The sequence below is a fragment of the Kocuria sp. SL71 genome, from assembly GCF_026672465.1.
Classification (GTDB): Bacteria; Actinomycetota; Actinomycetes; order Actinomycetales; family Micrococcaceae; genus Kocuria; species Kocuria palustris.
Map to the genome: position 1 here is coordinate 2,407,915 of NZ_JAPPRE010000001.1, position 24,597 is coordinate 2,432,511.

The window sequence follows — 24,597 nt, forward strand, 5'->3', positions numbered from 1 at the left end:
CCGACCCGCCCGCTCGAGCCGCTCCCCGCGGTGCTGAGGAGCAGGTCCAGCGCAGGGCCCCGACGACCCCGGTCGTCGGGGCCCTGCGCATGGGTGGGTTGCGCGCATCGGTCCTCGGGCGGCCGGGACGGGCGGCCCGCAGTGGGACGCCACTCACACTGCGTGCGTACAGCATCCCGGGGCAAGTAGCCTGCTCCGGCATCCCCGTGCGCTCTCACCGGCCCGGGACGTCGAGAACCCCGCCCAACCGCCCTGGAGGATCCCTGTGCCGCACCCTGTCGAAGAGCCCCGGCCCGCGCAGCCCGACCTCGAGCCGGCGCGCGTGCGCACCCTGCTGGTCATCCTCATCACCGCCGCGTTCGTGGTGATCCTCAACGAGACGGTGCTCTCCGTCGCGCTGCCCGATCTCATGGACGAGCTGGACATCCCGGCACCCACCGCGCAGTGGCTGACCACAGGCTTCATGCTCACGATGGCCGTGGTCATCCCCACGACCGGTTTCGTGCTCCAGCGCTTCGCCCACCGCCGGGTGTTCATGGCGGCCATGGTCCTGTTCACCCTGGGCACCCTGCTGGCCATGCTGGCCCCCGGCTTCCCCGTGCTCATGGTCGGACGCGTGATCCAGGCCTGCGGCACCGCGCTGATGCTGCCGCTGCTGATGACCACCGTGCTCAACGTGATCCCGGTCGAGCGCCGCGGCTCCGTGATGGGGCTGATCTCCGTGGTGATCTCGGTGGCACCGGCCGTGGGCCCCACGATCTCCGGGCTGATCCTGGACTCGCTGAGCTGGCGCTGGCTGTTCGCGATCATGCTCCCGATCGCACTGGCCGCCCTGGCCCTGGGCGCGTGGCTCATGCCCGCCATGGGGGAGCAGCGACGGGTGGGGCTGGACCTGATCTCCGTGCCGCTGTCCGTGCTGGGCTTCGGCGGGCTGGTCATGGGCCTCAACGGCATCGGAGCCTCGGACGCGGCCATCCCGGCGGTGCCGGCCTTCGTCGTCGGCGTGATCGCGCTGGTGCTGTTCGTGCTGCGCCAGCGCTCGCTGCAGCGCGAGGATCGCGCCCTGCTGGATCTGCGCCCGTTCACCTACCGCGTCTACACGATCTCGCTCGGGCTGATGATCGTGTCCTTCGGCGGCCTGTTCGGGATGATCATCCTCCTGCCCATCTACCTGCAGTCGGTGCAGGGCCACTCCACGCTGACCACTGGGCTGGTCATGCTGCCGGGCGGTCTGATCATGGGCCTGCTCTCCCCGTTCGTCGGACGGCTCTACGACCGCCACGGCGCGCGGGTCCTGGTCATCCCGGGGACGATCCTGCTCAGCCTCGGCATGTTCACGCTGAGCCGGCTCGCGCTGGAGACCCCGCTGTGGACCGTCGTGATGGCCCACGTGATCATCTCCTGCGGCCTGGCCCTGCTGATCACGCCGCTGATGACCTCGGCGCTGGGAAGCCTGCCGCAGCCGCTCTACTCGCACGGCTCGGCGCTGCTGAACACCCTGCAGCAGGTGGCGGGCGCGGCCGGCGGCGCCCTGTTCATCACGCTGATGTCCGTGGGCACCCTGGCCGCCGTCCGGGGAGGGGAGTCGGAGCTGGAGGCCACGGCGCACGGCGTCCATGTGGCCTTCCTGGTGGGCTTCGGGATCGCCCTGGTGGCGCTGGCGCTCTCGTTCGTCGTCCCGCGCAAGCCGGCGAGCCCCGCGGGGCGCCAGACCCTGGACTGATCGGCGCACTGCCGTGAAGGCGCCCGGTCCGGGAGGACCGGGCGCCTTCCGTCTCTGTCACCGTCAGCGGGTGGCGGCCTCGAGGTGCTGCAGGACGTGGCGGTACGGCCTGCCGGTGGCCTCCGTCATCCCGAGCTCGCAGGTGCGGTTCAGGGAGGCGTAGGCGTCGAAGCCGTGCTCGCCCACCTCGGCGGCCTCCCGGCGCGTGGCCGAGGCGGTCAGCTCGGGGTGCAGCATCCCCCGGTCCCCTGCGTAGGCGCAGCAGCGCCACTCGAGGGGCACGACGACCTCCTCGGCCATGGCCTCGGCGATCTTTCGCAGGGATTCGTTGAGCCCGAGCTGGGTGGAGGAGCACGTGGGGTGCAGCGCCATCGACCCGAGGCGCTCGTGCACCTGCAGGCCGGGCAGCACCTCCCGGGCGACGAACTCCACCGAGTCCACGAAGCGCAGACCGGCCCAGGGGGAGTCCGGCCCGGCCGCCGCCTGCATGGCCTCGGGGCCCTCGGTGCACGACGACGCATCGCAGACCACCGGCAGGCGACCGTGGTCCGTGGCCTCCCAGAGCATCGGCAGCGTGGTCCGCGTCATCCGCTCGAAGCCCGAGGTCATGCCCTTGGACTTCCACGGCGTCCCGCAGCAGGTCGAGGCCAGTCCCTCGGGCACGGCGATCGGCACCCCTGCCCTCTCGCACAGCCGCAGCAGCGCCTGGGCCGCCGACGGCTCGCCGGCCTCGGAGCCGCCGAACATGGAGGACACGCAGGCGGCGAAGAGCACGGCCTGCGCCTCCGGAGGCGACTGCGGCTCGGGCCGGGGTCCTCCTCCTGCGGGCAGATGCTGCGAGTACAGCGGCACGCGATCCGAGCCGAGCACGGCTCGCGCCGCCGCGGTGGCCGCGCGGGGCAGAGCGGCGGGAACGGCGTCGGCCGCGCTCAGCGCGCCCGAGGCCGCCCGCACGCCCACGTCCCATCGACGCGCCGCCGTGTCCCAGCCGAGGTCCTCGATGCGGGAGGCGCTCTCCGCCCGCAGCCGTCGGACCAGATCGCCGGTGTCGATGTCCACGGGGCAGGCCGTCGAGCACATGCCGTCCACGGCACATGTCTGCTCCCCCAGGTAGGCGTACTCCCGCAGCAGGGCCTCGGCCTGCTCCCTGTCCCCGCGCTGCTCGGCGTCGCGGATCTCGCGCCGCCCCACGATGCGCTGGCGCGGCGTGAGCGTCAGATCCTGCGACGGGCACACCGGCTCGCAGTAGCCGCACTCCACGCAGCGATCGACCTCCTCCTCGACCGTGGGAGCGATCTTGAGGTCCTGGAGGTAGCAGCGGGGATCGTCGTTGAGGATCACACCCGGGTTGAACGCCCCGCGCGGGTCCACGAGGGCCTTGAGCTCGCGCATGACCTCGTAGAGCTCGTCGCCGTACTGGCGGCGCACGAACGGCGCCATGATCCGCCCGGTGCCGTGCTCGGCCTTCAGCGAGCCTCCGGCGTCCAGGATGAGCTCGACCATCTCGTCGGTGAAGCGCTCGTAGCGCGCCAGCCCGTTCGTGTCTGCGAACTGCTCGTTGAGCATGAAGTGGACGTTGCCGTCCTTGGCATGGCCGAAGATCACCGACTGCTCGTAGTCGTGGGCGTCGAACAGGCGGTTGAGCTCGTTGCAGGTCTCGCCCAGGCGATCCACCGGGACCACGACGTCCTCCAGCAGCGCGTTCGCCCCGGAGGGCCGGTTCCCGGCGACGGCGGCGTACAGGCCCTTGCGCACGGTCCACAGCCCGGCGCGGGCTGCGGCATCGCTGGTGAGCCCGGGGTCGGCCGACAGGTCCAGGCCGACGAAGTGCTCCCGCGCCGCACCGCTGCGCTCGGCGAGGTCCTCCGGGCTCGACCCGTTGTACTCGACCAGCAGCGCGGCGTGATCGGCCACGTCGATGTCCATGATCTGGCGCGGTGCGGTGCCGGAGGCCTGGGCGACCCGCAGCGAGGTCGCGTCCATGAGTTCCACGGTCGCCGAGCCGATCTCCACGAGCCCGGGCACCGAGGAGGTGGCCTCCAGCAGCGTGGGGAACACGAGCAGGCCGGTGGCGACCTCAGGGGCGATCTCGACGGTGCGAAGCACAGCCTCGGCCACGAAGCCCAGCGTGCCCTCCGAGCCGATCATCAGCCGCTGCAGGATCCGCACCGGCTCGGTCTCGTCCAGGAACGCGTTGAGGCCGTAGCCCATGGTGTTCTTCATGGCGAAGAGCCGCTCGATGGTCGCTGTGGAGGCGGCATCACCCGTGACACGGCGGCGCAGGCGCAGCAGACCCTCGTGCAGCTCGGGCTCGGCCTCGCGCAGCTGCCGGTCGGCGTCGTGGTCCGCGGTGTCCAGGACCGTGCCCGAGGGCAGCACCATCACCATGGACTCGAGCGTGCGGTAGGTGTTCTGCTCCGTGCCGCAGTGCATGCCCGAGGAGTTGTCCGCGATGACCCCGCCCAGGGTGCAGGCGGACTCGCTGGCGGGGTCGGGGCCGAGCTTGCGCCCGTACGGGGCCAGCACCGCGTTGACCTCCCGCACTGTGCTGCCCGGGCGCACCCGCACCCGCGCGCCGTCGTCCAGGACCTCGACGCCGCGGAAGTGCCGCCTGACATCGACCAGCACCTGATCGGTCACGGCCTGCCCCGACAGCGACGTCCCGCCCGAGCGCAGGGTCAGCCCGGCATCGTGGCGCTCCAGGATCCGCAGCAGGGACCCGAGCTCGTCGGCCGAGTGGGGGCGTACCAGGGCGCGGGGCTGCAGGAGGTAGTGGGAGGCGTCGTGCGCGGCTGCTCGGCGCTCGAGCTGCGAGTCCACGAGCTGGCCCGGCCAAGCGCCGAGATCCCGCAGCAGGGGATCCTGCGGCTCCTGCGGGGCGCGGGAGGCGAGTCTGGCGGGCAGCGGCAACGTTGACTTCATGAGACTGATTCTCCCACGCTCGCACGAGGATCGCGTGATCTGCGTCGCTGTTCGACGACCCGTGGCCGTCGGCGGGGAGACTCTCGGCGCCGACTCCGTCGGCGGAGATTCCGGCGGGAACGACCGAGCCCTCTGGGATCTATGCTCCTGCCATGATCTCGATCGGGCCCCTCGTCGTCCTGGGCATCGCGCTTCTCGTCATCGTCGCTCTGGTGCTCATCATCGTGGTGGTGATCGTGCGCGCCTCCAGCGACCGCTCGCGCCGACGTCCCGGCTCCGGCGCCGATGGCGCGGCCCTGGTCGGGGCCACGTACGCGGACTCCCAGGGCTGGGACTCCGACGACAGGCACCATGACAGCGGCTCGGGCTGGTTCGGCGACTCGGGCGCGGATGCGGGCGGCGGCTCCGGCTGGTTCGGCGGCGGCGACTCCGGCGGCGATTCCGGCGGGGGCGACGGCGGCGGGGGAAGCGACTGAGCGGGTCACCGCTTTGCTCCGGGGGCCGCGGCAGGGAAGCATGGAGCCATGGCCTCTGATTCCCGCGCATCCGTCGTGTCCGACCGTCCTGAGCTGAGCGATCTCTCGAGCACGACCGAGGCCGTCGAGGCCGCCCGCAATCGGGCCGTCGCGCAGCTGCGCGAGCTCGTGGCCGAGCGGAAGGTCGCCCCGTGGCAGGCCGCCGGGTTCCTCGAGCGCTTCGATGAGCACTTCCCGGCGCTGCTCGAGCTCTTCCGGCGCACCTACGGATCGGGTGAGAAGGCCGCCGTCGTCGTGGTGGAGATGGGAGCGCAGCTGGCCAGCGCGTGGGCGCAGCGCCCCGCGGAGCTGCGCGCGGTGGACGACACCCGCGGCGAGGATCCCGAGTGGTACCTGCGTCCCACGGAGGTGGGCGGGGTCTGCTACATCGACCGCTGGGCCGGCGATCTGGCGGGGCTGCGCTCGCGGATCCCGTACCTGCGCGAGCTCGGTCTGACGTACCTGCACGTCATGCCGCCCTTCAAGGTGCCTGCGGGCAACAGCGACGGCGGCTATGCGGTGTCGTCGTACCGCGAGCTGCGTCCCGATCTGGGGACCATGGCGGAGCTCGCGGACACCGCCGGGGAGCTTCGCGAGGCCGGCATCAGCCTGGTGGTCGACTTCGTGCTCAACCACACCGCCAGCGACCACAAGTGGGCGCAGCGGGCGAAGGCCGGGGACCCGGAGTTCGAGGAGCTGTACTGGATCTACCCGGATCGCGAGATGCCGGATGCCTTCGAGCGGACCACGCGCGAGATCTTCCCGGACGACCATCCCGGCTCCTTCACACCCGTGGCCGCCGATGACCCCCGCTGGGTGTGGACCACGTTCCACGACTTCCAGTGGGATCTGAACTGGACCAATCCGCGCGTGCTGGCGCTCATGGCCCAGGAGATGCTCTTCCTGGCCAACCAGGGGGCGGAGGTGCTGCGCCTGGATGCGGTCGCGTTCCTGTGGAAGCAGCTCGGCACCACCTGCGAGTCGCTGCCGCAGGCGCACTGGATCGTGCAGGTCCTCAACCGCGTCTGCCGCATCGCCGCCCCGGCCACGATCTTCAAGTCCGAGGCCATCGTGCACCCGGACGAGGTCGTGCAGTACGTCCACCCCGACGAGTGCCAGATCTCCTACAACCCCCTGCAGATGGCGCTGACCTGGGAGGCGCTGGCCACGCGGAAGGCCACGCTGCTCGACGACGCCCTGGCCGAGCGCCACGAGCTGCCCGCCGGGACCGCGTGGGTCAACTACGTCCGCAGCCACGACGACATCGGCTGGACCTTCTCCGACGAGGACGCCGCTCGCCACGGGATCGACGGCTACGGGCACCGTCGTTTCCTCAACGACTTCTACACGGGCCGCTTCGAGGGCTCCTTCGCCGACGGCGTCGCGTTCCAGTACAACCCCCGCACCGGCGACGCCCGCGTCTGCGGCACCACGGCCTCGCTGGCCGGCACGACGACCGAGCCCGAGCTCGGCGTGCGCCGCGTGCTGCTGGCCCACGGCATCGCGTTCTCGACCGGCGGGCTGCCGCTGATCTACCTGGGCGACGAACTGGCGCAGACCAACGACGAGGACTGGGCGCAGGACCCCGATCAGGCCGGCGACGCCCGGTGGGCCCACCGCCCGCGCTTCCCGGAGGCGGCGTTCGAGCAGCGGCTGGACCGCTCGAGCGTCCCCGGGCAGGTCTATGCGGGGCTGCGGCACATGCTGGCCGTGCGTGCGGCGACCCCGGAGCTCGACGGCGCGGATCTGATCGGCTTCGACGCCGGCAGCGAGCACCTGGTCGCGTATCAGCGCCCGGGTCTGGATCCGGAGGGGCGCCCGTCGGTGATCCTCTGCCTGGCCAACGTCTCCGAGGAGTCGGTGCGGGTCGAGGCCCTGACGCTGTCGGGCTTCGAGCCGGAGGCGACCTCGCTGCTGGCCGAGCAGGACACGGCGCTCGATCTCTCGCAGGGCCTGGAGGCCGGCCCGCTGGAGACCCTGTGGCTGAGGGTGCGCGCCCGCTGAGGCACCGCCCGCCCCGGTCGAGGCCGCACCAGGGCAGCTGATCAGCGCTGATCGACTGCGCGCGTGCGGCCTCGACGGCGGGCCAGCGGGGCAGCCGGCCTCAGGCGTCGGCGAGGTCCTGATCGACCGTGTGGTTGCCGCCCAGCATGAGCCCCGCGCCCATCAGCAGCACGGCGCTGGTGATGAGTAGCGCCAGGGGAGCGGTCCAGCCGCCGGTGACTTCGCGCAGCAGCCCCACCACGAACGGACCGGCCGCCGCGAACAGGTAGCCCACCGGCTGGGCGAATCCCGAGAGCCGAGCCGTGGTCTCCGGGGTGCCCGAGCGCGTGACGATCAGCGACAGCGCCAGGGGGAACGTGAACTGGCCGACCCCCAGCAGCAGGACCCAGGCGATCATCCCCGCGGCCGGGGCGAGCAGGAGCCCGAGCCAGCCGCTGAGCATGCACAGGCCCAGAGCGGTGGTCCACACGGTGATCCGCTGCGAGCGGGCGGCGATCTGCGGCATGAGTAGCCCGCCGGGGATGCCGAACAGCGACATGGTGCCCACCAGCAGGGCCGCCGTGCCCGCGGAGATCCCGGCGTCGCGGTAGATCTGCGCGAGCCAGCCGAACTGGACGTAGGCGTTCATGGACTGCAGGCCGAAGAAGGCGCACAGCGCCACGGCGGTTCGGGAGCGGTGGATCGGCAGACCGGTGGCGCGCTCGCCGACCCCCTGATCCCGGCCGCGCACACGCAGCAGCATGACGGCCCAGATCACCGCGGCGATCAGGGCCACCACGGCCCAGGTGCCCAGCGCATAGCGCCACCCGGCTCCCTCGGCCCCCAGGGTCAGCAGGGGAGCGGTCGCGAACATCGGCAACGCCGAGCCGAGGCCGAGTACGACGGTGTACACGGACGTCACAGCTGCGGTGCGGTCTCCTGAGTAGCGCTTGATGACGGCCGGCACGAGCACGTTGCCCAGGCCCATGCCCGCCAGAGCCAGGGCGGTGACCACCAGGAAGACCGCCGCGGAGTCGGTCACGGAGCGCACCAGGCCCGCCGCGCCCACCAGCACCAGCCCGCCGCAGATGGTCCCCACGAGCCCGAAGCGCCGCGCCACGCCCACCGCTGTGAGACCGGCGAGGCCGAAGATCAGCCCGGGAAGCGCCGTCAGGATGCCGGCGACGGCGGAGGAGGCGCCCAAGCCGCTCTGGATCTCCTCCAGCACGGGACCGATCGAGGTCGCGATGGGGCGCAGGTTCAGGGAGACGGCGGCCGCGGCCAGCACCAGCAGCGTCAGGGACAGCGCAGCCGGCGACGGCCCCGCCGCCGGCTGGACCGTCGCAGCGTCCTCGAACGGCGTCTCGTCGTGGCGCTCGGGCTCCGGGATCGAAGGGGGCGACGACGGCATTCAGCAGCTCCTGGGTGCAGACGTCCAGGCATGGCGCGCCAGCTGCTCCAGGACGTCCAGATCGATGTCGGCGAGCTTGTTCACGTACACGCAGGACACCGCGGTGCGGTGCTTGCCGAGCCGCCCCAGCAGCTCCTCGGAGCGGGGATGGCCTTGCAGCCCGTACAGGCTCACGGCCGACTTCCGCGGGCTGAAGCCCACCCGGAAGGTGTCGCCCTCGCGTCCGGTCGCATAGCGGTAGTGGATCTCCCCGTAGCCGATCATCGACGGTCCCCACATGACCGCCGGCTGCTCTGTGACTCGGTCGAAGAGCTCGAGCAGGGCGCGGCCGTCGTCGACGCGGCGCTGCGGAGACAGCCCGTCGATGAACTCCGCCGGGCTGACGTCGGTGGGGTGCGTCTTGAGGTCGGCAGCACCCTCCCCGGTGTGTCCTGCGGTGACCACGGCGTCGCGGGGCTGCGGTTCGGGAACGTCCCCGCCCAGCGACATCCCCGCTCCTCGAGGGCGGCCTGCAGCCTCTCCAGAGCGCGGGCGCCCACGCCGTGCAGCGCCAGCAGGTCGTCGTGATCCGCACCGTCCAGGGACTCGGGGCTCGTGTGCCCCGCGGATTCCAGGGCGCGGCGAGCGGGCGCGACGAGGCCGCCGATCCTGTCCAGGGGAGTGGTCATGGCCCGAGCGTACGGGAGAATGGGAGTCCCGCCGTCCTGAGCCGAAAGAGGATGAGATGTCCGCGAGCTGCCGCTGCTGCCAGGGTGATCAGGCCCGGGTCGATGCCTCCGGGCGCGTGCGGATGGATCCCGATCATCGTCTGGCCTGCGTCAGCCGGGTGCCCATCTTCCGGGGGCTGCCTGAGGAGGATCGGCGTCGGATCGCCGCCCGCGCCACGACCCGCCTGGTACCCAAGGGCGAGGTGGTCCAGCAACAGGGCGGCATGCCCGCGCTGCAGATCGTCCACTCCGGGCAGGTCAAGCAGTGCCTGCTGGCCGAGGACGGGACCCAGCGGCTGCTGCGGATCCTGGGGCCGGGGGAGTTCATGGGCGAGCACTCGGTGCTCACCGGACGGCCCGCCCCGCGGGAGGCCACGGCCATGACGGTCTCCCAGGTCTGCACGCTCTCGCGCCTGGACGTCCAGCAGTGGCTCGAGGAGACCCCGCAGCTCGCGCTGAGCCTGCTCGATGCCGTGACCGCCCGGCTCGAGGACACCGAGGCGCGGCTCAGCGAGCTCGTGGGCACCACGGTGGGTCACCGTCTGGGCGAGTACCTGGCCGGTGCCGCCGACGGGGTCGAGGGCGTGCCGTTCGACCTCCCGATCAGCAAGCGGGACCTCGCCCAGCTGCTGGGCACCACTCCCGAAACCATCTCCCGGAGGCTGCGGGCGCTGTCGGACGAGGGCCTGCTGCGTGTGGGGCCCGGTCGGCGGATGGTCGTCATGGACATCGCGGGCATGCTGCGCGCCTAATCCTCCGGGGCCCCGGGTCTCACACGCCCAGGAAATCCCGCCAGGACGGCAGCTCGCGCTGCGCCTGCAGGTAGCCGGCGGCGTAGGCGGCCTGCAGCCTGGGCAGGCGGCGCTCGCCGTTGGAGACCGGCATGTGGTCCGGGACGAAGACCATGGCATCGCCCGAGGCCTCGAGGTCGAAGACCTGCTCGCGCATGCGGTTGTAGTTCTCCGCGCGGGCCTCGAGCGCCTCCACGACGGCCGGCAGGTCACGGAACCGACGGCGAATCACGGCGCTGAAGCGCTCGGCCGCCTTGGTGAAGCCGCGCTCCTGGCTCAGCACGATCAGGAACTTGGTGTAGCCGTCGACCTGCGCGGCATCCAGCGGGATGCCGCCGGAGGGGCCGATCGCGCCGTCGTAGTAGAGGTCGCCGTCGCGCTCGACCGGCGGCATCACCAGCGGCATGGACGACGACGCCCGGGCCAGGCGCATCAGATCCAGCTCGCTGCGGATCGCCTCCCGTCCGACGTAGTGCATGGTGCCCTTCGAGGCGTTGAACGTCCCGATCCGGAAGGACGCGGGGTTGGCCAGATAGGTCTGGTAGTCGAAGGGCAGAGGACCGCCCGGTCCGGCCGCATCCTCGTAGATGAACTGGGAGTTCAGCAGCCCGTGGCCGCGGGCGAAGGTGGAGAGGTTCCCGAAGTCCGGCTCCTGCGAGAACTCCACGAAGGACCGGCGCGCCCGCCACATGTCCCGGGACAGGTAATGCGCGGTGTGGCTGGCCCCGGCGGAGATCCCGCAGACGTAGTCGATGTGGATGCCCGCGCTGAGCAGCGTGGTGACCACTCCGGCCGTGTAGCTGCCGCGCATGCCTCCGCCCTCGAAGACGAGAGCGACGTCCTTGACGTTGCTGGTCAGGGGCGCAGGCCTCGTCTGGGCCTGCGGATCGGTGTCCTGGCCTTCCGTTTCCATGGCCAAGAGCCTAGTCAGCTCCGCCGGCAGTCCGGATTCAGGCGAACGTGAGGTACGCGGCGATCAGGGCGGCGGTGACCAGCACCGGAATGACCAGGGTGATCACACCGACATCCTTGTAGGACTCGCGGTGCGTCATCCCGCAGACCATCAGCAGGGTGATCACTGCGCCATTGTGCGGCATGGAGTCGAGCCCGCCAGAGGCCATGGCGGTGATGCGGTGCATGATCTCAAGGCTGATGCCCTGCTCGGCCGCCTGCTGCGCCAGGTCTTCGCCGAACGCGTTCAGCGCGATCGTCATGCCGCCAGATGCCGACCCAGTCACGCCGGCGATCACCGAGGTGGAGACTGCGGAGGAGACCAGGGCGCTGTCTGAGATCCCGAAGATGCCGTCCCGCACCAGCGCGAACGCACCCAGGGAAGCGATCACGGCGCCGTAGCCCACTTCGGAGGCTGTGTTGAAGATGGGCAGCAGGGCGTTGCGGGCGCCGTCGGCGACCCCACCCACCAGCCACTTGGCGTCCTTGAGACTGAGCACCAGGATGCTCACAGCCGCCAGGAACAGAGCGATGAGCACGGCCCAGACCCCGGCGCGCTCGTCGACGGTGACGCCGCCGAAGCGCTCCTCCTGCAGGTAGCCCCAGTCCAGGGCGGGGAACAGCAGGATCGTGCAGCCGAAGTTCACGGCGAAGACCAGCAGCACGGGGATGAAGGGGACGACGTGGTTCGGCGGCGTCAGGGACTCTGAGCCGCGCGACGGGCTGCCGGACATCACGACCGACTGGGCCTGTGTGCTGACGTCTGCGTCGGCCCCGCTGCGCCGCTCCAGAGCGGTGAGATCCGCGAAGCTCTCCCCTGCGCCCATGAGGCGGCGCTTGCGGTACTCGAGCCAGACCATGCCGAGCGCGAAGATCGCGGTACCGCCGATGACGCCGATCAGTGGTGCAGCGAACGACGTGGTCTGGAAAGCCTGCGCAGGGATGATGTTCTGCACCTGGGGCGAGCCGGGCAGCGCCGTCATGGTGAAGGTGAGCATGCCGTGGGCGATCGTGGCGGGCAGCAGTCGTCGGGGGATGTCGGCCTCGCGGAACAGCTCGCGGGCCAGTGGGAACATCACGAACACCACGACGAACACGCTGATGCCGCCGTAGGTCAGCAGACCCGTGGTGAGCACGGTCGTCAGCATGGCCTGACGTGAGCCCAGACGGCGGGTCATGGTCTGCGCGATGTCGGTGGCGTAGCCCGACATCGTCATCAGCTTGCCGAAGATGGCCCCCGTGAGGAACATGGGGAAGTAGCTGGTGATGAAGCCGCCGAGCGCTGGCATGAAGATCTCGGTGTATGAGGCCAGCAGCGGGGCCTGCGAGAACAGCATGGCCACGATCGCGGCGGTGGGCGCGGCGATCACGACCGTCACGCCCCGGTAGGCCAGCGTGATGAGCAGCGCTAGGGATACGAGGATCCCGATAATCCCGAGGACCATGGTGTTCTCCTGCTTCTTCAGGCTCGCTACGGCGGCGGGACGACGAGCCGCCGCCGGGCCCCCGGGCATGAGGTGCATGCTCGGGGCGCTGGCAGCGGCTCGCGCCGACGCGCGCGGTCAGTTCGTGGGGAATCCCAGGTCGATCTGCGACTCGCTGGGCTCCGGCCACCTGGTCGAGACGACCTTGCGTCGCGTGTAGAAGTTGAAGCCCTCCGGGCCGTACATGTGGGTGTCGCCGAACAGCGAGTCCTTCCACCCGCCGAAGCTGAACGCGCCCACCGGCACCGGGATCGGGACGTTGACCCCGACCATTCCGACCTCGATGTCGAATTCGAACTCGCGGGCGGTCTTGCCGTCGCGGGTGAACAAGGCAGTGCCGTTAGCGAAGCGGCTGGAATTGATCAATTCGACGGCCTCGTCGTAGTTCTCGACCCGCACGACGCACAGCACCGGGCCGAAGATCTCGTCGTCATAGACCTTCATGCCCGGGCGCACGTGGTCCAGCAGCGAGACGCCGGTGAAGTATCCGCCGCCTTCGAACTGCTGGTCGCGGCCGTCGAGGACGACTTCCGCGCCCTCGTCGGCGGCACGTGCCACATAGCCCGTCACTCGCTCAAGGGACTCGGCGGAGACCAGCGGGCCCATCTCCGAAGAGGAGTCTGTGCCTGGGCCGATCGTGAGCTTCTCGGCGCGTTCGCGGATCTTCTGCACCAGGTCATCGGCGATGCTGCCGACTGCGACCACCACAGACACAGCCATGCAGCGCTCGCCAGCGGATCCGTAGGCGGCCGAGACCGCGGCATCAGCGGCGGAATCGAGGTGGGCGTCGGGCATGACGACCATGTGGTTCTTGGCCCCGCCCAGGGCCTGGACGCGCTTGCCCTGCTCGGCGGCCTTCACATAGATCGACTGGGCGATCGGGGTCGAGCCGACGAATGAGATCGCTTCGATCTGCGGATGGGTGATCAGCTCATCGACGGCCACGCGGTCCCCCTGCACGACGTTGAGCAGGCCGTCGGGCAGACCGGCGTCCTTGAAGGCCTGGGCGATCAGCAGCGAGACCGAGGGGTCACGCTCCGAGGGCTTGAGGACCACCGCGTTGCCGGCGGCCAGGGCTGTAGTGGCCATCCACAGCGGGATCATCGCGGGAAAGTTGAAAGGGGTGATGCAGGCGACGACCCCTACAGGCTGGCGGACCTGGTGGACATCGATCCCGGTGGACACCTGCTCCGCGTATTCGCCCTTCAGGTGATGCATCAGTCCGGTGCAGAAGTCGACGTTCTCGAGACCGCGGGAGATCTCACCGGCGGCGTCCGAGAGCACTTTGCCGTGCTCGGAGGTGATGGCTGCGGCCAACTCCCCCTGGCGCGCCAGCAGGATCTGACGGGCCTTGAAGATGACCTGGCTGCGCTTGCCCAGGCCCACCCGGCGCCATGCGCGCTGGGCTTCTGCTGCGCTGCGCACGGCCTGATCCACCAGGGCAGGATCGGCGAGCGCGACGTCCTTCTGATGCACTCCTGTGGCCGGATCGAAGACGGGACTGCGGCGAGCGGAGTCCTCCAGCACGCGGCCGTCGAGGAAGTGCCCGATCACGGGGAGCGTCTGTGTCTCAGTCATGTGTCTGCCTCTCTGCGGTGACTCGGATGTGGTTGTCGTTCAGGGTCAGCCGGAGTAGCCCGGGGCAGAGCCGTCTGGGGAGACGAACTTGGTGATCAGGGTGCAGTCCATATCGCCCAGGCCCTCGTCCATGAGCTGCTGGAACTGGCTCTGGGCCAGCTTCGCGCCTGGCAGATTCAGTTCCGTGAGCTCGCCGGCGTCCAGGGCCAGGGTGATGTCCTTCAGGGCCAGGTCGGCGCGGAAGGTCGCGGCGTAGTCGTTGTTCGCGGCTGCGGAGTCCACCACACCGGGCACCGGATACCAGGTCTGCTGTGCCCATGAGCATCCGGAGGAAGCCGAGACGATGTCCCAGAAGACCTTCGGATCCAATCCCATGCGTTCGGCCAACTGGGAGCCCTCGGCTGCGGCGATGACGTTGATGAACAGCATCATGTTGTTGCAGATCTTGGCCGCAGTGCCATTGGTGGGCCCACCCGCGGCAATGGTCTTGCCACTCATGGGCTCGATGTGCCCGGTGGCCCGCTCGACGTTCTCGGGGGAGCCGCCGAGCATGAAGCCGAGGGTGCCGGCGGCCGCGCCCGAGATGCCGCCTGAGACCGGGGCGTCCACGAATGCGAAGCCGCGCTTCTCGGACTCGTCGTGGGTGAAGCGCGAGGTCTCGATGTCGACGGTCGAGCTGTCGATCAGGAGGGTGTCGGTGCTGGCGTGAGCCCAGATTCCGTCGTCGCCGTCATAGGCCTCGCGGACGTGCGCGCCTTTGGGGAGCATCGTGAAGACAGCGTCGACGCCATCGACGGCCTCGGCGATGCTGCCGACGGGCTGCACCCCTTCGGCCTCGGCGCGTGCCAGGACCTTCTGGTCCAGGTCGAAGCCGCGCACGGTGTGCCCTGCCTTGACGAGATTGCTGGACATGGGACCGCCCATGTTCCCGAGGCCGATCCATGCGTAGATGCTCATCGTGATCCACTCCTTCGCCGTGATGTGTCCCAGATCACGTTAAAGATCCACTTCTGTGCGGACAATGAGGTTCTGCCAGGCAGAATTGCACTTGGTGTGTGCGTATATGCACACTGTCGTCATGAAGTGGGATGGCGCGGCTCAGCATCTGGACGGGATCGTGGCCTTCCTGGCTGTGGCGCGACTGGGGCGGTTGACCGCCGCAGCCGAGTCGATCGGGGTGAACCATTCGACCATCTCCCGTCGGATCGCGGCCCTTGAGACCTCTCTGGGCGGGCGCTTGCTGGTGCGCACTCAAGGGGGCTGGGAAGTCACGGAGCAGGGGCGGCAGGCACTGGGGGCCGCGGAGCGGATCGAGGAAGCGCTCGCGGAGCTGGCCGCGGATTCGTCGTCTGGTCGCCTCACAGGAATGGTTCGCGTGAGTGCTCCGGAGGCCTTTGCCTCGTGGCTGGCCACCCCCGCACTGGCGCAGCTGCAGAATGACCATCCCGACGTCAGCGTGGAGCTGGTGAGCGCGACGCAGCGGGCTCGGCAGTACCGCACGGGCCTGGACCTGGAAGTGGTGGTGGGCCGGCCTCACGTGCACCGCGCCGAAGCCTCGTGGCTGCGGGACTACTCGCTGAACCTCTACGCCACGCGCTCCTACCTCCAGCGCTCGGGCACCCCACGGTCACTGGTGGATCTGGGTGAGCACCGTCTGAACTACTACGTCGAGTCCATGCTCGCGATCGACGACCTGGACAGGGCCACGGAACGGTTGCCGCCCATGCCTCGCGGAATCGCCTCCACGAGCGTCCACTCGCACTTGGCGGCCACGCTGACAGGCTCCGGCATCGGCCTGCTGCCGGACTTCGCCGTGGCCGATGAGCCGCGGCTCATGCGGGTGCTGCCTGACGAGTTCTCGTGGCGGCTTTCCTACTGGGCGGTCGGCCGCCAGGAGGCGGTGCGCAATCCGCTCGTCCAACAGGCCTACGTCGCGCTGCGCGGCGACCGGCCGACGACGGGATGAGGTCGGGGCCGCACGCGCATGCTCAACCCGTGACCTCCATGGACAGCTGGTAGCGGTCGCCGCGGTAGACGGAGATCGAGTACTCGATGGGGATCTCGCCGTCCGCGCCCAGGCTGAAGGAGCGGCGGTGGAACACCAGAACGGGCGCCCCGGGGGCGATGTCCAGCAGCTGGGCGTCCTCCGGGGACGCGCCGGCGGCCTGCACCGTCTGCTCTGCACGGGTGATCCCGACTCCGGTCTCGGCGAGCATGCCGTAGAGCGAGGCGGACCAGTCCGTCTCCATCGGCAGCACACCCTCGGGCACCCAGCAGTCGTCGACGCTGACGGGGGTGCCGTTGCCCAGGCGCAGACGCCGGATCCTCAGGGCCCGCGCGGCACCGAGGTGCGCGGCGGCGGTCGGCGGAGCGTCCTCTTGGCTGAGCAGGACCGGCACGGTCGAGGGCGCGAGCCCTGCGGTGCGCATGTCCTCGTGGAAGGAGGCCAGATGCAGCCGAGAGCGGGCAGGGGACGGGGCCACGAAGGTGCCGCGTCCGTGCTCGCGCACCAGCAGCCCGTCGCGCACGAGCTCGGCGATCGCGTGCCGCACGGTGATGCGCGAGACTCCGTGCTCCTGCTCGAGTCGCCGCTCCCCGGGCAGCTGATCGCCGGGGGAGAGCTCCTGTGTGATCAGGCGCGCCAGCTCCGCACGCAGGCGCTCGTGCTTGGCCGTCGGGGCCTGGTCCTGCGACGAAGGCGGCGATGCCTGCCGTTGCGGCAGCGACTGCGTGTCCGGAGCGGTCACGGCATCACGGCGCGGGCTGCAGTGCGAACAGAGGACCCAGAGCCTCGACGTGCGCGCCGGCAGCCGCTTCCAGCTCGAGGCGCTCGGGCGCAGTGTCCATGGCCACGACCGGAGTGCACAGGCTCAGTCCGGCCTCGCGCACCACGGCGGCGTCCACGCGCAGCATCGGATCGCCGGGCTGGACCGCCTGCTTCTTCTCGACCAGCACCTCGAACCCCCGGCCCTTCAGGCCCACGGTGTCCAGACCGACGTGGACCAGGATCCCGGTGCCATCCTCGGCGATCAGTGCGATCGCGTGCGGCATGGCCTTGAGCACCGTGCCGGCCACGGGGGCCACCACCTCGACGGTCGCGGCGTCGTCGGCGGGCATGAGCGCCAGGCCGGCGCCCACCATGCCCTGGGCGAAGACCGGATCCGGGACTTCGTCGAGCCCCATGATCCGCCCCGCGAACGGGACGCGGATCTGGAGGCTCACAGCAGGTCCTGGATGTCCTCGGCCAGGTTCTCGGCCTCGGGGCCCACCACGACCTGGACGATGCCGCCGGAGACCATGACGCCGTGGGCGCCGGCCGCCTTCAGCGCGGGCTCGTCGATCACGGAGGAGTCCGCGACCTCGGTGCGCAGGCGCGTGATGCAGCCCTCGATGTCCTCGACGTTCTGGGCGCCGCCGAGCGCTCGCAGGATGTCCTCGGCCTTCGACATGGTGTCCTCCTGGTCTCTGCCCGTCCGGCGGGCGTCGGGGCCCGGCTGTCGGGCATCGGGATCGCGGGGGAGCGGATGCTCCCAGGTCATTGACAGGTTCGCATGGGCTCGCGCAAAGTGTCACCCATCACTGGTCATAACCAGTAGGGCAGAACGATACGGAGCGAGGAACCCCATGTCCACGGCGAATCCGGCGGCCGCGGCCGGCGACGGGGCAGGCGCGAGCCAGCCCGAGAAGAAGCCCTCGCGGGCCATGCAGCAGCTGCAGCGCTTCGGACGCAGCCTCATGCTCCCCATTGCCGCGCTGCCGGCGGCGGGCATCCTGCTGCGCCTGGGCCAGGACGACATGATCGGTCGGTTCGAGAACAGCGAGCTGCTGATGGGCGTGGCTGCGGTGCTGGCCGGGGCGGGCGACGCGCTGTTCGCGAACCTCGGCTACCTCTTCGCGGTGGGGCTGGCCTTCGGCTTCGCCAAGAAGGGAGACGGCTCCGCCGCGATGGCCGGTCTGGTCGGCTACCTGGTGCTGCTCGGCGTGTTCGATGCCATGGCCCCGATCGTGCTCGGCGCGCCGGAGGAAGGGGCGGAAGACCCTGTCATCAACTACGGCGTGCTCGGCGGCATCCTGGTCGGCGTGATCGCCGCCAAGCTGTGGGAGCGCTATCACCGCATCAAGCTGCCGGACTGGCTCGGGTTCTTCGGCGGGCGCCGCTTCGTGCCGATCGTCGTGGCCGCCATCTGCGTGCCCCTGGGCGTGGTCATGGCGCTGGTCTACCCGTTCTTCGACGCCGGCCTCACCTGGCTCAGCGATGCCGTGGCGCAGAACGCGGTCGTCGGCGGCGGCATCTACGGCGTCATCAACCGGCTGCTGATCCCTCTGGGCCTGCATCACATTCTGAACTTCCCCCTGTGGTTCCAGATCGGCGAGTACGACGGCGCCCACGGCGATATCTACCGCTTCTTCGCCGGTGATCCCTCGGCGGGCATCTTCACCACCGGCTTCTTCCCGATCATGATGTTCGCCCTGCCCGCAGCGGCCCTGGCGATCTACCACGAGGCCAAGCCGAAGAAGAAGAAGGTCACCGGCGGCATCATGCTCTCGATGGCCCTGACCGCGTTCGTCACCGGCATCACCGAGCCGCTCGAGTTCTCATTCATGTTCGTGGCCTGGCCGCTCTACCTGATCCACGCCGTGCTCACCGGCACGTCGATGGCCCTGGTCAACGCCCTGGACATCCACATGGGGTTCAGCTTCTCCGCCGGCGGGATCGACTACCTGATCAACTTCGGCCGGGCGCAGAAGCCGCTGCTGCTGGCGCTGATCGGCATCGGCTACGCGGTGGTCTACTACGTCCTCTTCCGCTTCGTGATCCGCAGGTGGAACCTGCGCACCCCGGGGCGCGAGGACGAGTCCGTGGACGCCGAGATGCAGGGAAAGGTCTGACGTGCTGCGGGTCGTCGTGGTCGAGTCGCCGCAGCGCGCCGGCGAGCTGGCGGGAGAGGCCGTGGCCGCCGTCGTCGCTGCGGCCGAGCGTCCGGTGCTGGGGCTGGCCACAGGCTCCAGCCCGCGGCCCGTCTACCGCGACCTGGCCCGCAGGGTCCACGACGGCAGCCTCAGCCTGGCGCGCACCCGGGCCTTCCTGCTCGACGAGTACCTCGGCCTGTCGAGCGAGGATCCTCGGTCCTACCGGGCGGAGATCGAGCGGGAGGTGGTCGAGCGAACCGACCTGCCGAGTGCGGCAGTGCGCGGCCTGGACGGTGCCGCCGAGGACGTCGAGGCCGAGTGCAGCGCCTATGAGCGGACCATCCGCGGCGCCGGCGGGATCGATCTGCAGCTGCTGGGGGTCGGCACCGACGGGCACATCGGCTTCAACGAGCCGGGCTCTGCGCTGGATTCGCGCACCCGCCCCTTGGAGCTGGCCCCGCGCACGCGGCAGGACAACGCCCGCTTCTTCGGCGACGATGCGGAGCAGGTTCCCGCGCACTGCCTGACCCAGGGCATCGCCACGATCCTGGAAGCGGGCGAGCTGCTCCTGCTGGCCTTCGGGGACTCGAAGGCGGAGGCGATCCGCCAGGCGGTCGAGGGCCCGGTTACCGAGCGCTGGCCGGTCACCGCGCTGCTGCGCCATCCGCACGCGACCGTGGTCGTGGATCGGGCCGCGGCCTCCCTCCTGGAACGGGCAGACTCTTCGGCATGACCGAGCGCATCTTCCACTCCACGACCGTCGTCCTGCCCAGTGGTCCTGCCCGCGAGGCCTGGGTCGGGCTCGACGGGGAGCGGATCTCCTCCGTTCTCGAGGGGGCATCGACTGCCGATCTCGGGGGCGCGCCCGTCGAGGAGCTCGGCGACCGCATGCTGGCGCCCGGCTTCGTGGACCAGCACGTCCACGGCGGTGGGGGCGGTGCCTTCTCCGATGGTCCCGAGGGGGCGGCAGCCGCATTGAGCGCGCACCGCAGGGCGGGCACCACGACGTCGATGGCATCCCTGGTCACCGACACGATCGACAGCCTCGAGCAGCAGATTCGCGCGCTCGTGCCGTTGGCGCGGGCGGGGGAGCTCGCGGGGATCCACCTGGAAGGGCCGTGGCTGGCCGAGTCCCGCTGCGGGGCCCACACCCCGGAGCTGCTGCGGGACCCGCGCCGAGAGGACCTCGAGCGCCTGCTGGCCGCGGGGGAGGGCACGATCCGCATGGTGACCCTCGCCCCCGAGCGCAAGGGCGCCCTGGACGCGGTCCGGCTGCTCGCCGATCGGGGCGTGATCGCCGCGATCGGGCACACCGACGCCGATGAGGAGGTCGTCGGGCGGGCTCTCGAGGCCGGAGCGAGCGTGGCGACCCACCTGTTCAATGCCATGCCCTCGATCCATCACCGCACGCCAGGGCCCATTCCGCGTCTGCTCACCGACTCGCGTACGACCGTCGAGCTGATCGCCGACGGCGTCCACGTCCAGCCGTCCGTGCTGCGTCTGGCGATCGAGGCCAGTGCCGGTCCCTGGCTGCTGATCACCGATGCCATGGCCGCTGCCGCCGCTCCGGACGGTGCCTACCGCCTGGGGCCGCTCGACGTCGACGTGGTGGACTCCGTGGCTCGCATTCGCTCCACGGGAGCGATCGCCGGCTCGACCCTGACCCTGGATCGCGCCGTCCGCTTCGCGATCCAGGAGGTGGGGATCGACCCGGCCGACGCCGTCCGGGCGGCCTCTCAGACGCCCGCGGACCTGCTGGGACGGCCCGACCTGGGCCGTATCCAGGCCGGCGCCCGGGCCGATCTGGTCGTACTGGGCGACGACAGGACGGTCGAGCGGGTGATCCGCGGAGGCGTCGATCTCTGAGGTCACGGGCACGGGGGGCGGCAGTGGGATGATCGGAGTCATGACCGATCAGTCCTCCCCCTTCACCGGATTCCCCGTCTCGCCCGTCTATGACGGCATGACCTCGACCGCCGTGCGCGATCTGCTCGACGTGCTCTCCGTCTCCGGCGTCATCTCGTTCGCCGGGGGTGCTCCGGCCGCCGAGTCCTTCGAGATCGACGACGTCCGGGAGTGCTTCGACTGGGTCTTCGCGAACCGCGGTGCCAAGGCCCTGCAGTACTCGTCGACCCCGGGGGAGCCCGAGCTGCGCGAGCAGGCGGCTTGCCGGGTCTCGCGCACGCTGCCCACGACCGCGGATCAGATCCAGATCACCACGGGCTCGCAGGAGGCCATCTACCTGGTGGGCCACGCGATGCTGCGCCCCGGGGACGTCGTGCTCGTCGAGCGGCCCACATACCTGGCCGCGGTCCAGGCCTTCGCATCCTCCGGCGCGCGGCTGATCGGGATCCCCTCCGACGACGACGGCGCCCAGCCAGAGGCGCTCGAGGAGCTGATCCGCGAGCACGACCCGCGCTTCGTCTACCTGATCCCCACGTTCCAGAACCCGTCGGGCGTGTCCATGCCAGCTCAGCGCCGTCGTGAGATCGCCGAGGTCCTGCTGCGCACCGGGGCCCCGCTGGTCGAGGACGACCCGTACGGCGAGCTGCGCTTCGAGGGCGAGACCGCCCCGCAGATCGCCGCCCTGCCGGGGATGGCGCGGCAGACGCTGCTGCTGAACTCGATGTCCAAGATCATGTCCCCGGGCATCCGCGTGGGCTGGATCCGCGGCGAGGGCCCCATCATGAACACGCTGTCGATCGCCAAGGAGGCCATGGGGCTGCACTCCTCGGTCGTGGACCAGCTGGCGGTGGCCCGCTACCTCGAGCACTACGACGTCGACGCCCACGTGGCCGAGGTCGCTGCGCTGTACCGGGGGCGCCGCGACGCGATGGCCGCAGCGCTGCCGTCGATCCTCCCGGAGGGCGCCACCCTCACCCGTCCGGAGGGCGGCATGTTCCTGTGGGCCACCCTCGGCAACGGGATCGACACCACCGCACTGCTGCCGATGGCCGTCCAGGAGGGTGTCGCGTTCGTGCCCGGGGCCTCGTTCTTCGCCCACGATCCGGACCGCACGACCATGCGGCTGTCCTACGTGACGAACCCGCCGGAGGTCATCGACGAGGGCGTCGAGCGGCTCGGGCGGGCACTGCGGCGCTGGCGCGGCTGAGGCGAGGGTCGGTCCGCAACATCTGGAGCACAGGGCACCCCTGCATGAGACGATGACGGCGCCTAGAGTCCCACTACCGGGGCCGGCCCAGATGCGCGAGGAGATGTTCGGTGCCCGAGTTCACGTTCATGCGGGAGATCCAGATCCCCCAGGACATCTTCCCGCTGCTGATCCAGGGAGAGCAGCCCGTGTGCGCGTTCGCGACCTTCCGGGACGGTTCGGTGTTCACCAATAAGCGGCTCATCCTGCGCGATGTCCAGGGGATGACGGGCAACAAGGTCCAGGTCATGTCCCTGCCGTACTCGCAGATCGTCTCGTGGGCCTCGGAGAACGCCGGCACGTTCGACGCCGATTCGGAGCTGACGCTGAACACGCGCGCCGGGATCTTCAAGCTCAACCTGCGCGGCGGGATCGACGTCCGCGCCCTCGACAACCTGATCGCGCAGGTCGTGCTGGTCTGACCCTCTTCCCCATTGCCGAGTGGATACTCAGTTGCGCTGACCATGCGAACAGCGCAACTGACTCACCACTCGACGGGGGTGAGGACGGGCGGTCCCGTGCGCTGCGCATCGCACAGGGCCGCCCGTTCTTCGTCCGCGACGCGGGGTGGTTCCATGTGTTTGCGTCTGTTATCGAATCGTGAGCGTCACATAGCGATCGTTTTGCAAACGTGATCGAATGTGCGGCCGCACAGTGGTTTGCTTCAGCTACTGGGGTCGCCGCACCCGCGACAGGGCCTCAGAACTTCCGTTCACCACCCAGACACCGGGAGCTCTGCCATGAAGAAGACCACCGCCACCACTGCTCTGGCCGCCACCATCGGCCTCTCCGCTTGGACCATGACCGCTGCATTCGCCGTCGCGCCCGCACCTGCGCCTGCCGATCCTGCCCCTGTGGCCGAGCCTGCTGAGGCTGCCCCCGAGGATGTCCAGGCGCCCCTCGAAGACGGCATCGTCGACGAGTCGGGTGCCACGGCACCCGCCGCGGAGGAGATCGTCATCCCCGACTGGGCCCGCGACCTGGAGAACAACGTCTCCTGCGCCGATGCCGTGGGCACCCCGAACCAGGACAACGTCCTCAAGCCGGGCTGGCCGTCGATCCTCGATGCCGACGGCGACGGCATCATGTGCGAGTCCAATGGCGACGACGACGCCGCACGGGCGCCTTCGCTCGATCCGTGGGAGGGCGCTGGCCCGCCCCTCCCGGTCGGGTACGTGTACCCGAACTGCGACACCGCCTTCGCCGTCAGCGGCCGGCCCTACCCGTTCCCGATGTTCATGCAGTTCACGGGCCCTCACCTGGACATCGACGGTGACGGCATGGCCTGCGAGACTAATGGCGACGACGACGCGGCCTTCACCGGCGTGATCCACGAGGCCCCGCTGGTGACCGAGCCGGTCGCTCCGGCTCCGGCGCCTGAGATGCCCACGGGTGAGGCTCCGACCGCCGAGGCCCCCGCCGCCCAGGCCCCTGCCGCTGCCGCTTCGGCCGCGGAGGGCTCCCCAGGTCGAGGAGGTTCCGGTGGGCGGTGCCGACACCGGCGTCTCCGAGTCGCCGAACCGCACGGGTCTGCTCGCCGGCGGAGCGATCGCCGCGCTGGTTGGCGGCGGGCTCCTGCTGCGCCGCGCGCGCCGGCACTGACCCGCTGGCAGGTCGGGGGGGCTCGGTGTCCGGGGATCGCCGCTCAGCACCGAGCTCCTCCTTCCTGCGGGTGGGCTGCGTCACAGAAAGAAACCATGACGGGGCATTGGAAATGCGCTGCTGGTCAGTGGTCAGATGACTCGGCATGTTGTTCGCGTTCGCGACGGCATGATCATTCATCTCACTCCAGAGGAGCCCCCCATGAAGAAGTTCGCAGCCGGCGCCGGCGCCACCGTCGTCGCCCTCGCCGGCCTGTCGGGTCTGAGCATCGCCCCGGCCGTCGCTGCCCCTGGCACTTTCGACAACTGCGCTGAGGTCTACGCGGCCGGGGAGTGGCGCATCTCCAGCGCGGACCCCAGGTTCACCCCGGGCCTCGACGGAGACGGTGATGGCTTCGGGTGTGACAACCCGGAATACCGCCCTGCGCAGCAGACTCCGGCGACCAGCACGCCCCAGAACCCGAGCGTGACCAGCCCGCAGGCCCCCGCCGCAGCCGATCCGGCCGCGGTGGAGCCGTGGACCTGGGACAACTGCTCGGAGGCCTTCGCCAACGGCGTCTCCAACATCCCGGCCGGCACCCCCGGCTACGGAACCCACCTGGACAGCGATCTGGACGGCATCGGCTGCGAGCTCGACGGCAGCGACGCCGCCGCCTTCCCGACTCCGGTCGACGGCAGCGCCGCCGATCAGGCCGCCAGCACGACTGCAGAGGCCTCGCAGGTCACCGAGGTCCCGACGGGCGCCGCCGAGACCGGTGTGCCGGTCAAGGCTGACTCGAACCCTGCTGGCACCGTCGGCCTGTCGGTGCTGGCGCTGGGCGCCCTGGCAGGCTCCGGCCTGCTGGTGCGCCGCGCCGTCAAGGCCTGAC

22 protein-coding genes are annotated in these 24,597 nt (G+C 70.3%); 11 read left to right on the forward strand and 11 right to left on the reverse strand.

The genetic code is table 11. The features are described from left to right. Nucleotides 1-265: 265 nt before the first annotated feature. Nucleotides 266-1,723 carry an MDR family MFS transporter gene (locus OVA15_RS10960; RefSeq protein ID WP_006215385.1) on the forward strand — a complete coding sequence of 486 codons (1,458 nt, stop codon included), beginning with the start codon at nt 266-268 and terminating at the stop codon, nt 1,721-1,723. Between the two features lie 63 nt (nt 1,724-1,786). Here OVA15_RS10960 and OVA15_RS10965 read toward each other — a convergent pair whose 3' ends face one another. Beyond that, nucleotides 1,787-4,645: an FAD-binding and (Fe-S)-binding domain-containing protein gene (locus OVA15_RS10965; RefSeq protein WP_268144962.1), complete on the reverse strand. Its 2,859-nt coding sequence runs from the start codon at nt 4,643-4,645 to the stop codon at nt 1,787-1,789. A gap of 152 nt (nt 4,646-4,797) precedes the next feature. Here OVA15_RS10965 and OVA15_RS10970 point away from each other — a divergent pair, with 152 nt between their 5' ends. Together OVA15_RS10970 and OVA15_RS10975 are read left to right on the forward strand one after the other, a co-directional pair. Continuing rightward, the gene (locus OVA15_RS10970) at nt 4,798-5,121 is read left to right on the forward strand and encodes a hypothetical protein (protein WP_024289428.1); all 324 of its coding nucleotides are present in this window, start codon (nt 4,798-4,800) and stop codon (nt 5,119-5,121) included. A 48-nt stretch (nt 5,122-5,169) separates the two neighbouring features. Beyond that, on the forward strand, nt 5,170-7,164 hold the full coding sequence (locus OVA15_RS10975; RefSeq protein ID WP_268144964.1) for an alpha-amylase family protein: 1,995 nt from the start codon (nt 5,170-5,172) through the stop codon (nt 7,162-7,164). Nucleotides 7,165-7,264: 100 nt separating this feature from the next. Here the strand turns inward: OVA15_RS10975 and OVA15_RS10980 are convergent, their stop codons facing one another. Together OVA15_RS10980 and OVA15_RS10985 are read right to left on the reverse strand one after the other, a co-directional pair. Continuing rightward, a complete protein-coding gene (locus OVA15_RS10980) occupies nt 7,265-8,554 on the reverse strand; it encodes an MFS transporter (RefSeq protein WP_058871586.1) in 1,290 nt (429 codons plus the stop codon). Next, nucleotides 8,555-9,043: a DUF1801 domain-containing protein gene (locus OVA15_RS10985; protein ID WP_268144966.1), complete on the reverse strand. Its 489-nt coding sequence runs from the start codon at nt 9,041-9,043 to the stop codon at nt 8,555-8,557. A gap of 235 nt (nt 9,044-9,278) precedes the next feature. On the opposite strand from OVA15_RS10985, the gene OVA15_RS10990 reads away from it, so the two are divergent. Beyond that, nucleotides 9,279-10,013 (forward strand): Crp/Fnr family transcriptional regulator, encoded by a 735-nt coding sequence (locus OVA15_RS10990; protein WP_024289424.1) that lies wholly within the window; start codon nt 9,279-9,281, stop codon nt 10,011-10,013. A 19-nt stretch (nt 10,014-10,032) separates the two neighbouring features. Here OVA15_RS10990 and OVA15_RS10995 read toward each other — a convergent pair whose 3' ends face one another. From OVA15_RS10995 to mmsB, 4 genes are read right to left on the reverse strand one after another with little or no spacing between them, the layout of a single operon-like run. Then, nucleotides 10,033-10,965 (reverse strand): patatin-like phospholipase family protein, encoded by a 933-nt coding sequence (locus OVA15_RS10995; protein ID WP_204782534.1) that lies wholly within the window; start codon nt 10,963-10,965, stop codon nt 10,033-10,035. 37 nt (nt 10,966-11,002) lie between these two features. Further along, on the reverse strand, nt 11,003-12,517 hold the full coding sequence (locus OVA15_RS11000) for a GntP family permease (RefSeq protein WP_239546513.1): 1,515 nt from the start codon (nt 12,515-12,517) through the stop codon (nt 11,003-11,005). A 48-nt stretch (nt 12,518-12,565) separates the two neighbouring features. After that, a complete protein-coding gene (locus OVA15_RS11005) occupies nt 12,566-14,065 on the reverse strand; it encodes a CoA-acylating methylmalonate-semialdehyde dehydrogenase (protein ID WP_268144971.1) in 1,500 nt (499 codons plus the stop codon). Nucleotides 14,066-14,110: 45 nt separating this feature from the next. Then, nucleotides 14,111-15,022, reverse strand: a complete 912-nt coding sequence (gene mmsB / locus OVA15_RS11010) for a 3-hydroxyisobutyrate dehydrogenase (protein ID WP_204782536.1) — start codon at nt 15,020-15,022, stop codon at nt 14,111-14,113. A gap of 121 nt (nt 15,023-15,143) precedes the next feature. On the opposite strand from mmsB, the gene OVA15_RS11015 reads away from it, so the two are divergent. Continuing rightward, entirely contained in the window at nt 15,144-16,031 is an 888-nt protein-coding gene (locus OVA15_RS11015; protein ID WP_239546515.1) for a LysR family transcriptional regulator, read from the forward strand. Between the two features lie 22 nt (nt 16,032-16,053). Here OVA15_RS11015 and OVA15_RS11020 read toward each other — a convergent pair whose 3' ends face one another. The 3 genes from OVA15_RS11020 to OVA15_RS11030 are packed head-to-tail and all read right to left on the reverse strand — an operon-like array spanning nt 16,054 to nt 17,514. After that, nucleotides 16,054-16,812, reverse strand: a complete 759-nt coding sequence (locus OVA15_RS11020) for a GntR family transcriptional regulator (RefSeq protein WP_268144974.1) — start codon at nt 16,810-16,812, stop codon at nt 16,054-16,056. A 4-nt stretch (nt 16,813-16,816) separates the two neighbouring features. Beyond that, complete coding sequence (locus OVA15_RS11025) at nt 16,817-17,287, reverse strand: PTS sugar transporter subunit IIA (RefSeq protein ID WP_006215396.1); 471 nt, start codon at nt 17,285-17,287, stop codon at nt 16,817-16,819. Further along, nucleotides 17,284-17,514, reverse strand: a complete 231-nt coding sequence (locus tag OVA15_RS11030; RefSeq protein ID WP_006215397.1) for a glucose PTS transporter subunit EIIB — start codon at nt 17,512-17,514, stop codon at nt 17,284-17,286. The genes OVA15_RS11025 and OVA15_RS11030 overlap by 4 nt, the downstream gene beginning before the upstream one ends. Nucleotides 17,515-17,689: 175 nt before the next feature. Between OVA15_RS11030 and OVA15_RS11035 the strand changes: the two genes are divergently transcribed. From OVA15_RS11035 to OVA15_RS11055, 5 genes are all read left to right on the forward strand, one after another. Beyond that, nucleotides 17,690-18,955, forward strand: coding sequence for a PTS transporter subunit EIIC (locus tag OVA15_RS11035; protein WP_058871583.1), 1,266 nt, complete (start codon nt 17,690-17,692; stop codon nt 18,953-18,955). 4 nt (nt 18,956-18,959) lie between these two features. Further along, complete coding sequence (nagB, locus tag OVA15_RS11040; RefSeq protein ID WP_442786751.1) at nt 18,960-19,709, forward strand: glucosamine-6-phosphate deaminase; 750 nt, start codon at nt 18,960-18,962, stop codon at nt 19,707-19,709. After that, nucleotides 19,706-20,842, forward strand: a complete 1,137-nt coding sequence (gene nagA / locus OVA15_RS11045) for an N-acetylglucosamine-6-phosphate deacetylase (protein WP_053446669.1) — start codon at nt 19,706-19,708, stop codon at nt 20,840-20,842. The genes nagB and nagA overlap by 4 nt, the downstream gene beginning before the upstream one ends. A 40-nt stretch (nt 20,843-20,882) precedes the next feature. Next, nucleotides 20,883-22,088, forward strand: coding sequence for an aminotransferase-like domain-containing protein (locus tag OVA15_RS11050; protein ID WP_053446670.1), 1,206 nt, complete (start codon nt 20,883-20,885; stop codon nt 22,086-22,088). A 110-nt stretch (nt 22,089-22,198) separates the two neighbouring features. Beyond that, nucleotides 22,199-22,549 carry a PH domain-containing protein gene (locus OVA15_RS11055; RefSeq protein ID WP_006215402.1) on the forward strand — a complete coding sequence of 117 codons (351 nt, stop codon included), beginning with the start codon at nt 22,199-22,201 and terminating at the stop codon, nt 22,547-22,549. Between the two features lie 833 nt (nt 22,550-23,382). Here OVA15_RS11055 and OVA15_RS11060 read toward each other — a convergent pair. Further along, on the reverse strand, nt 23,383-23,517 hold the full coding sequence (locus tag OVA15_RS11060; protein ID WP_268144983.1) for a hypothetical protein: 135 nt from the start codon (nt 23,515-23,517) through the stop codon (nt 23,383-23,385). Nucleotides 23,518-23,930: 413 nt separating this feature from the next. Between OVA15_RS11060 and OVA15_RS11065 the strand changes: the two genes are divergently transcribed. Continuing rightward, nucleotides 23,931-24,596 (forward strand): excalibur calcium-binding domain-containing protein, encoded by a 666-nt coding sequence (locus tag OVA15_RS11065; protein ID WP_268144985.1) that lies wholly within the window; start codon nt 23,931-23,933, stop codon nt 24,594-24,596. Nucleotide 24,597: the final 1 nt, after the last annotated feature.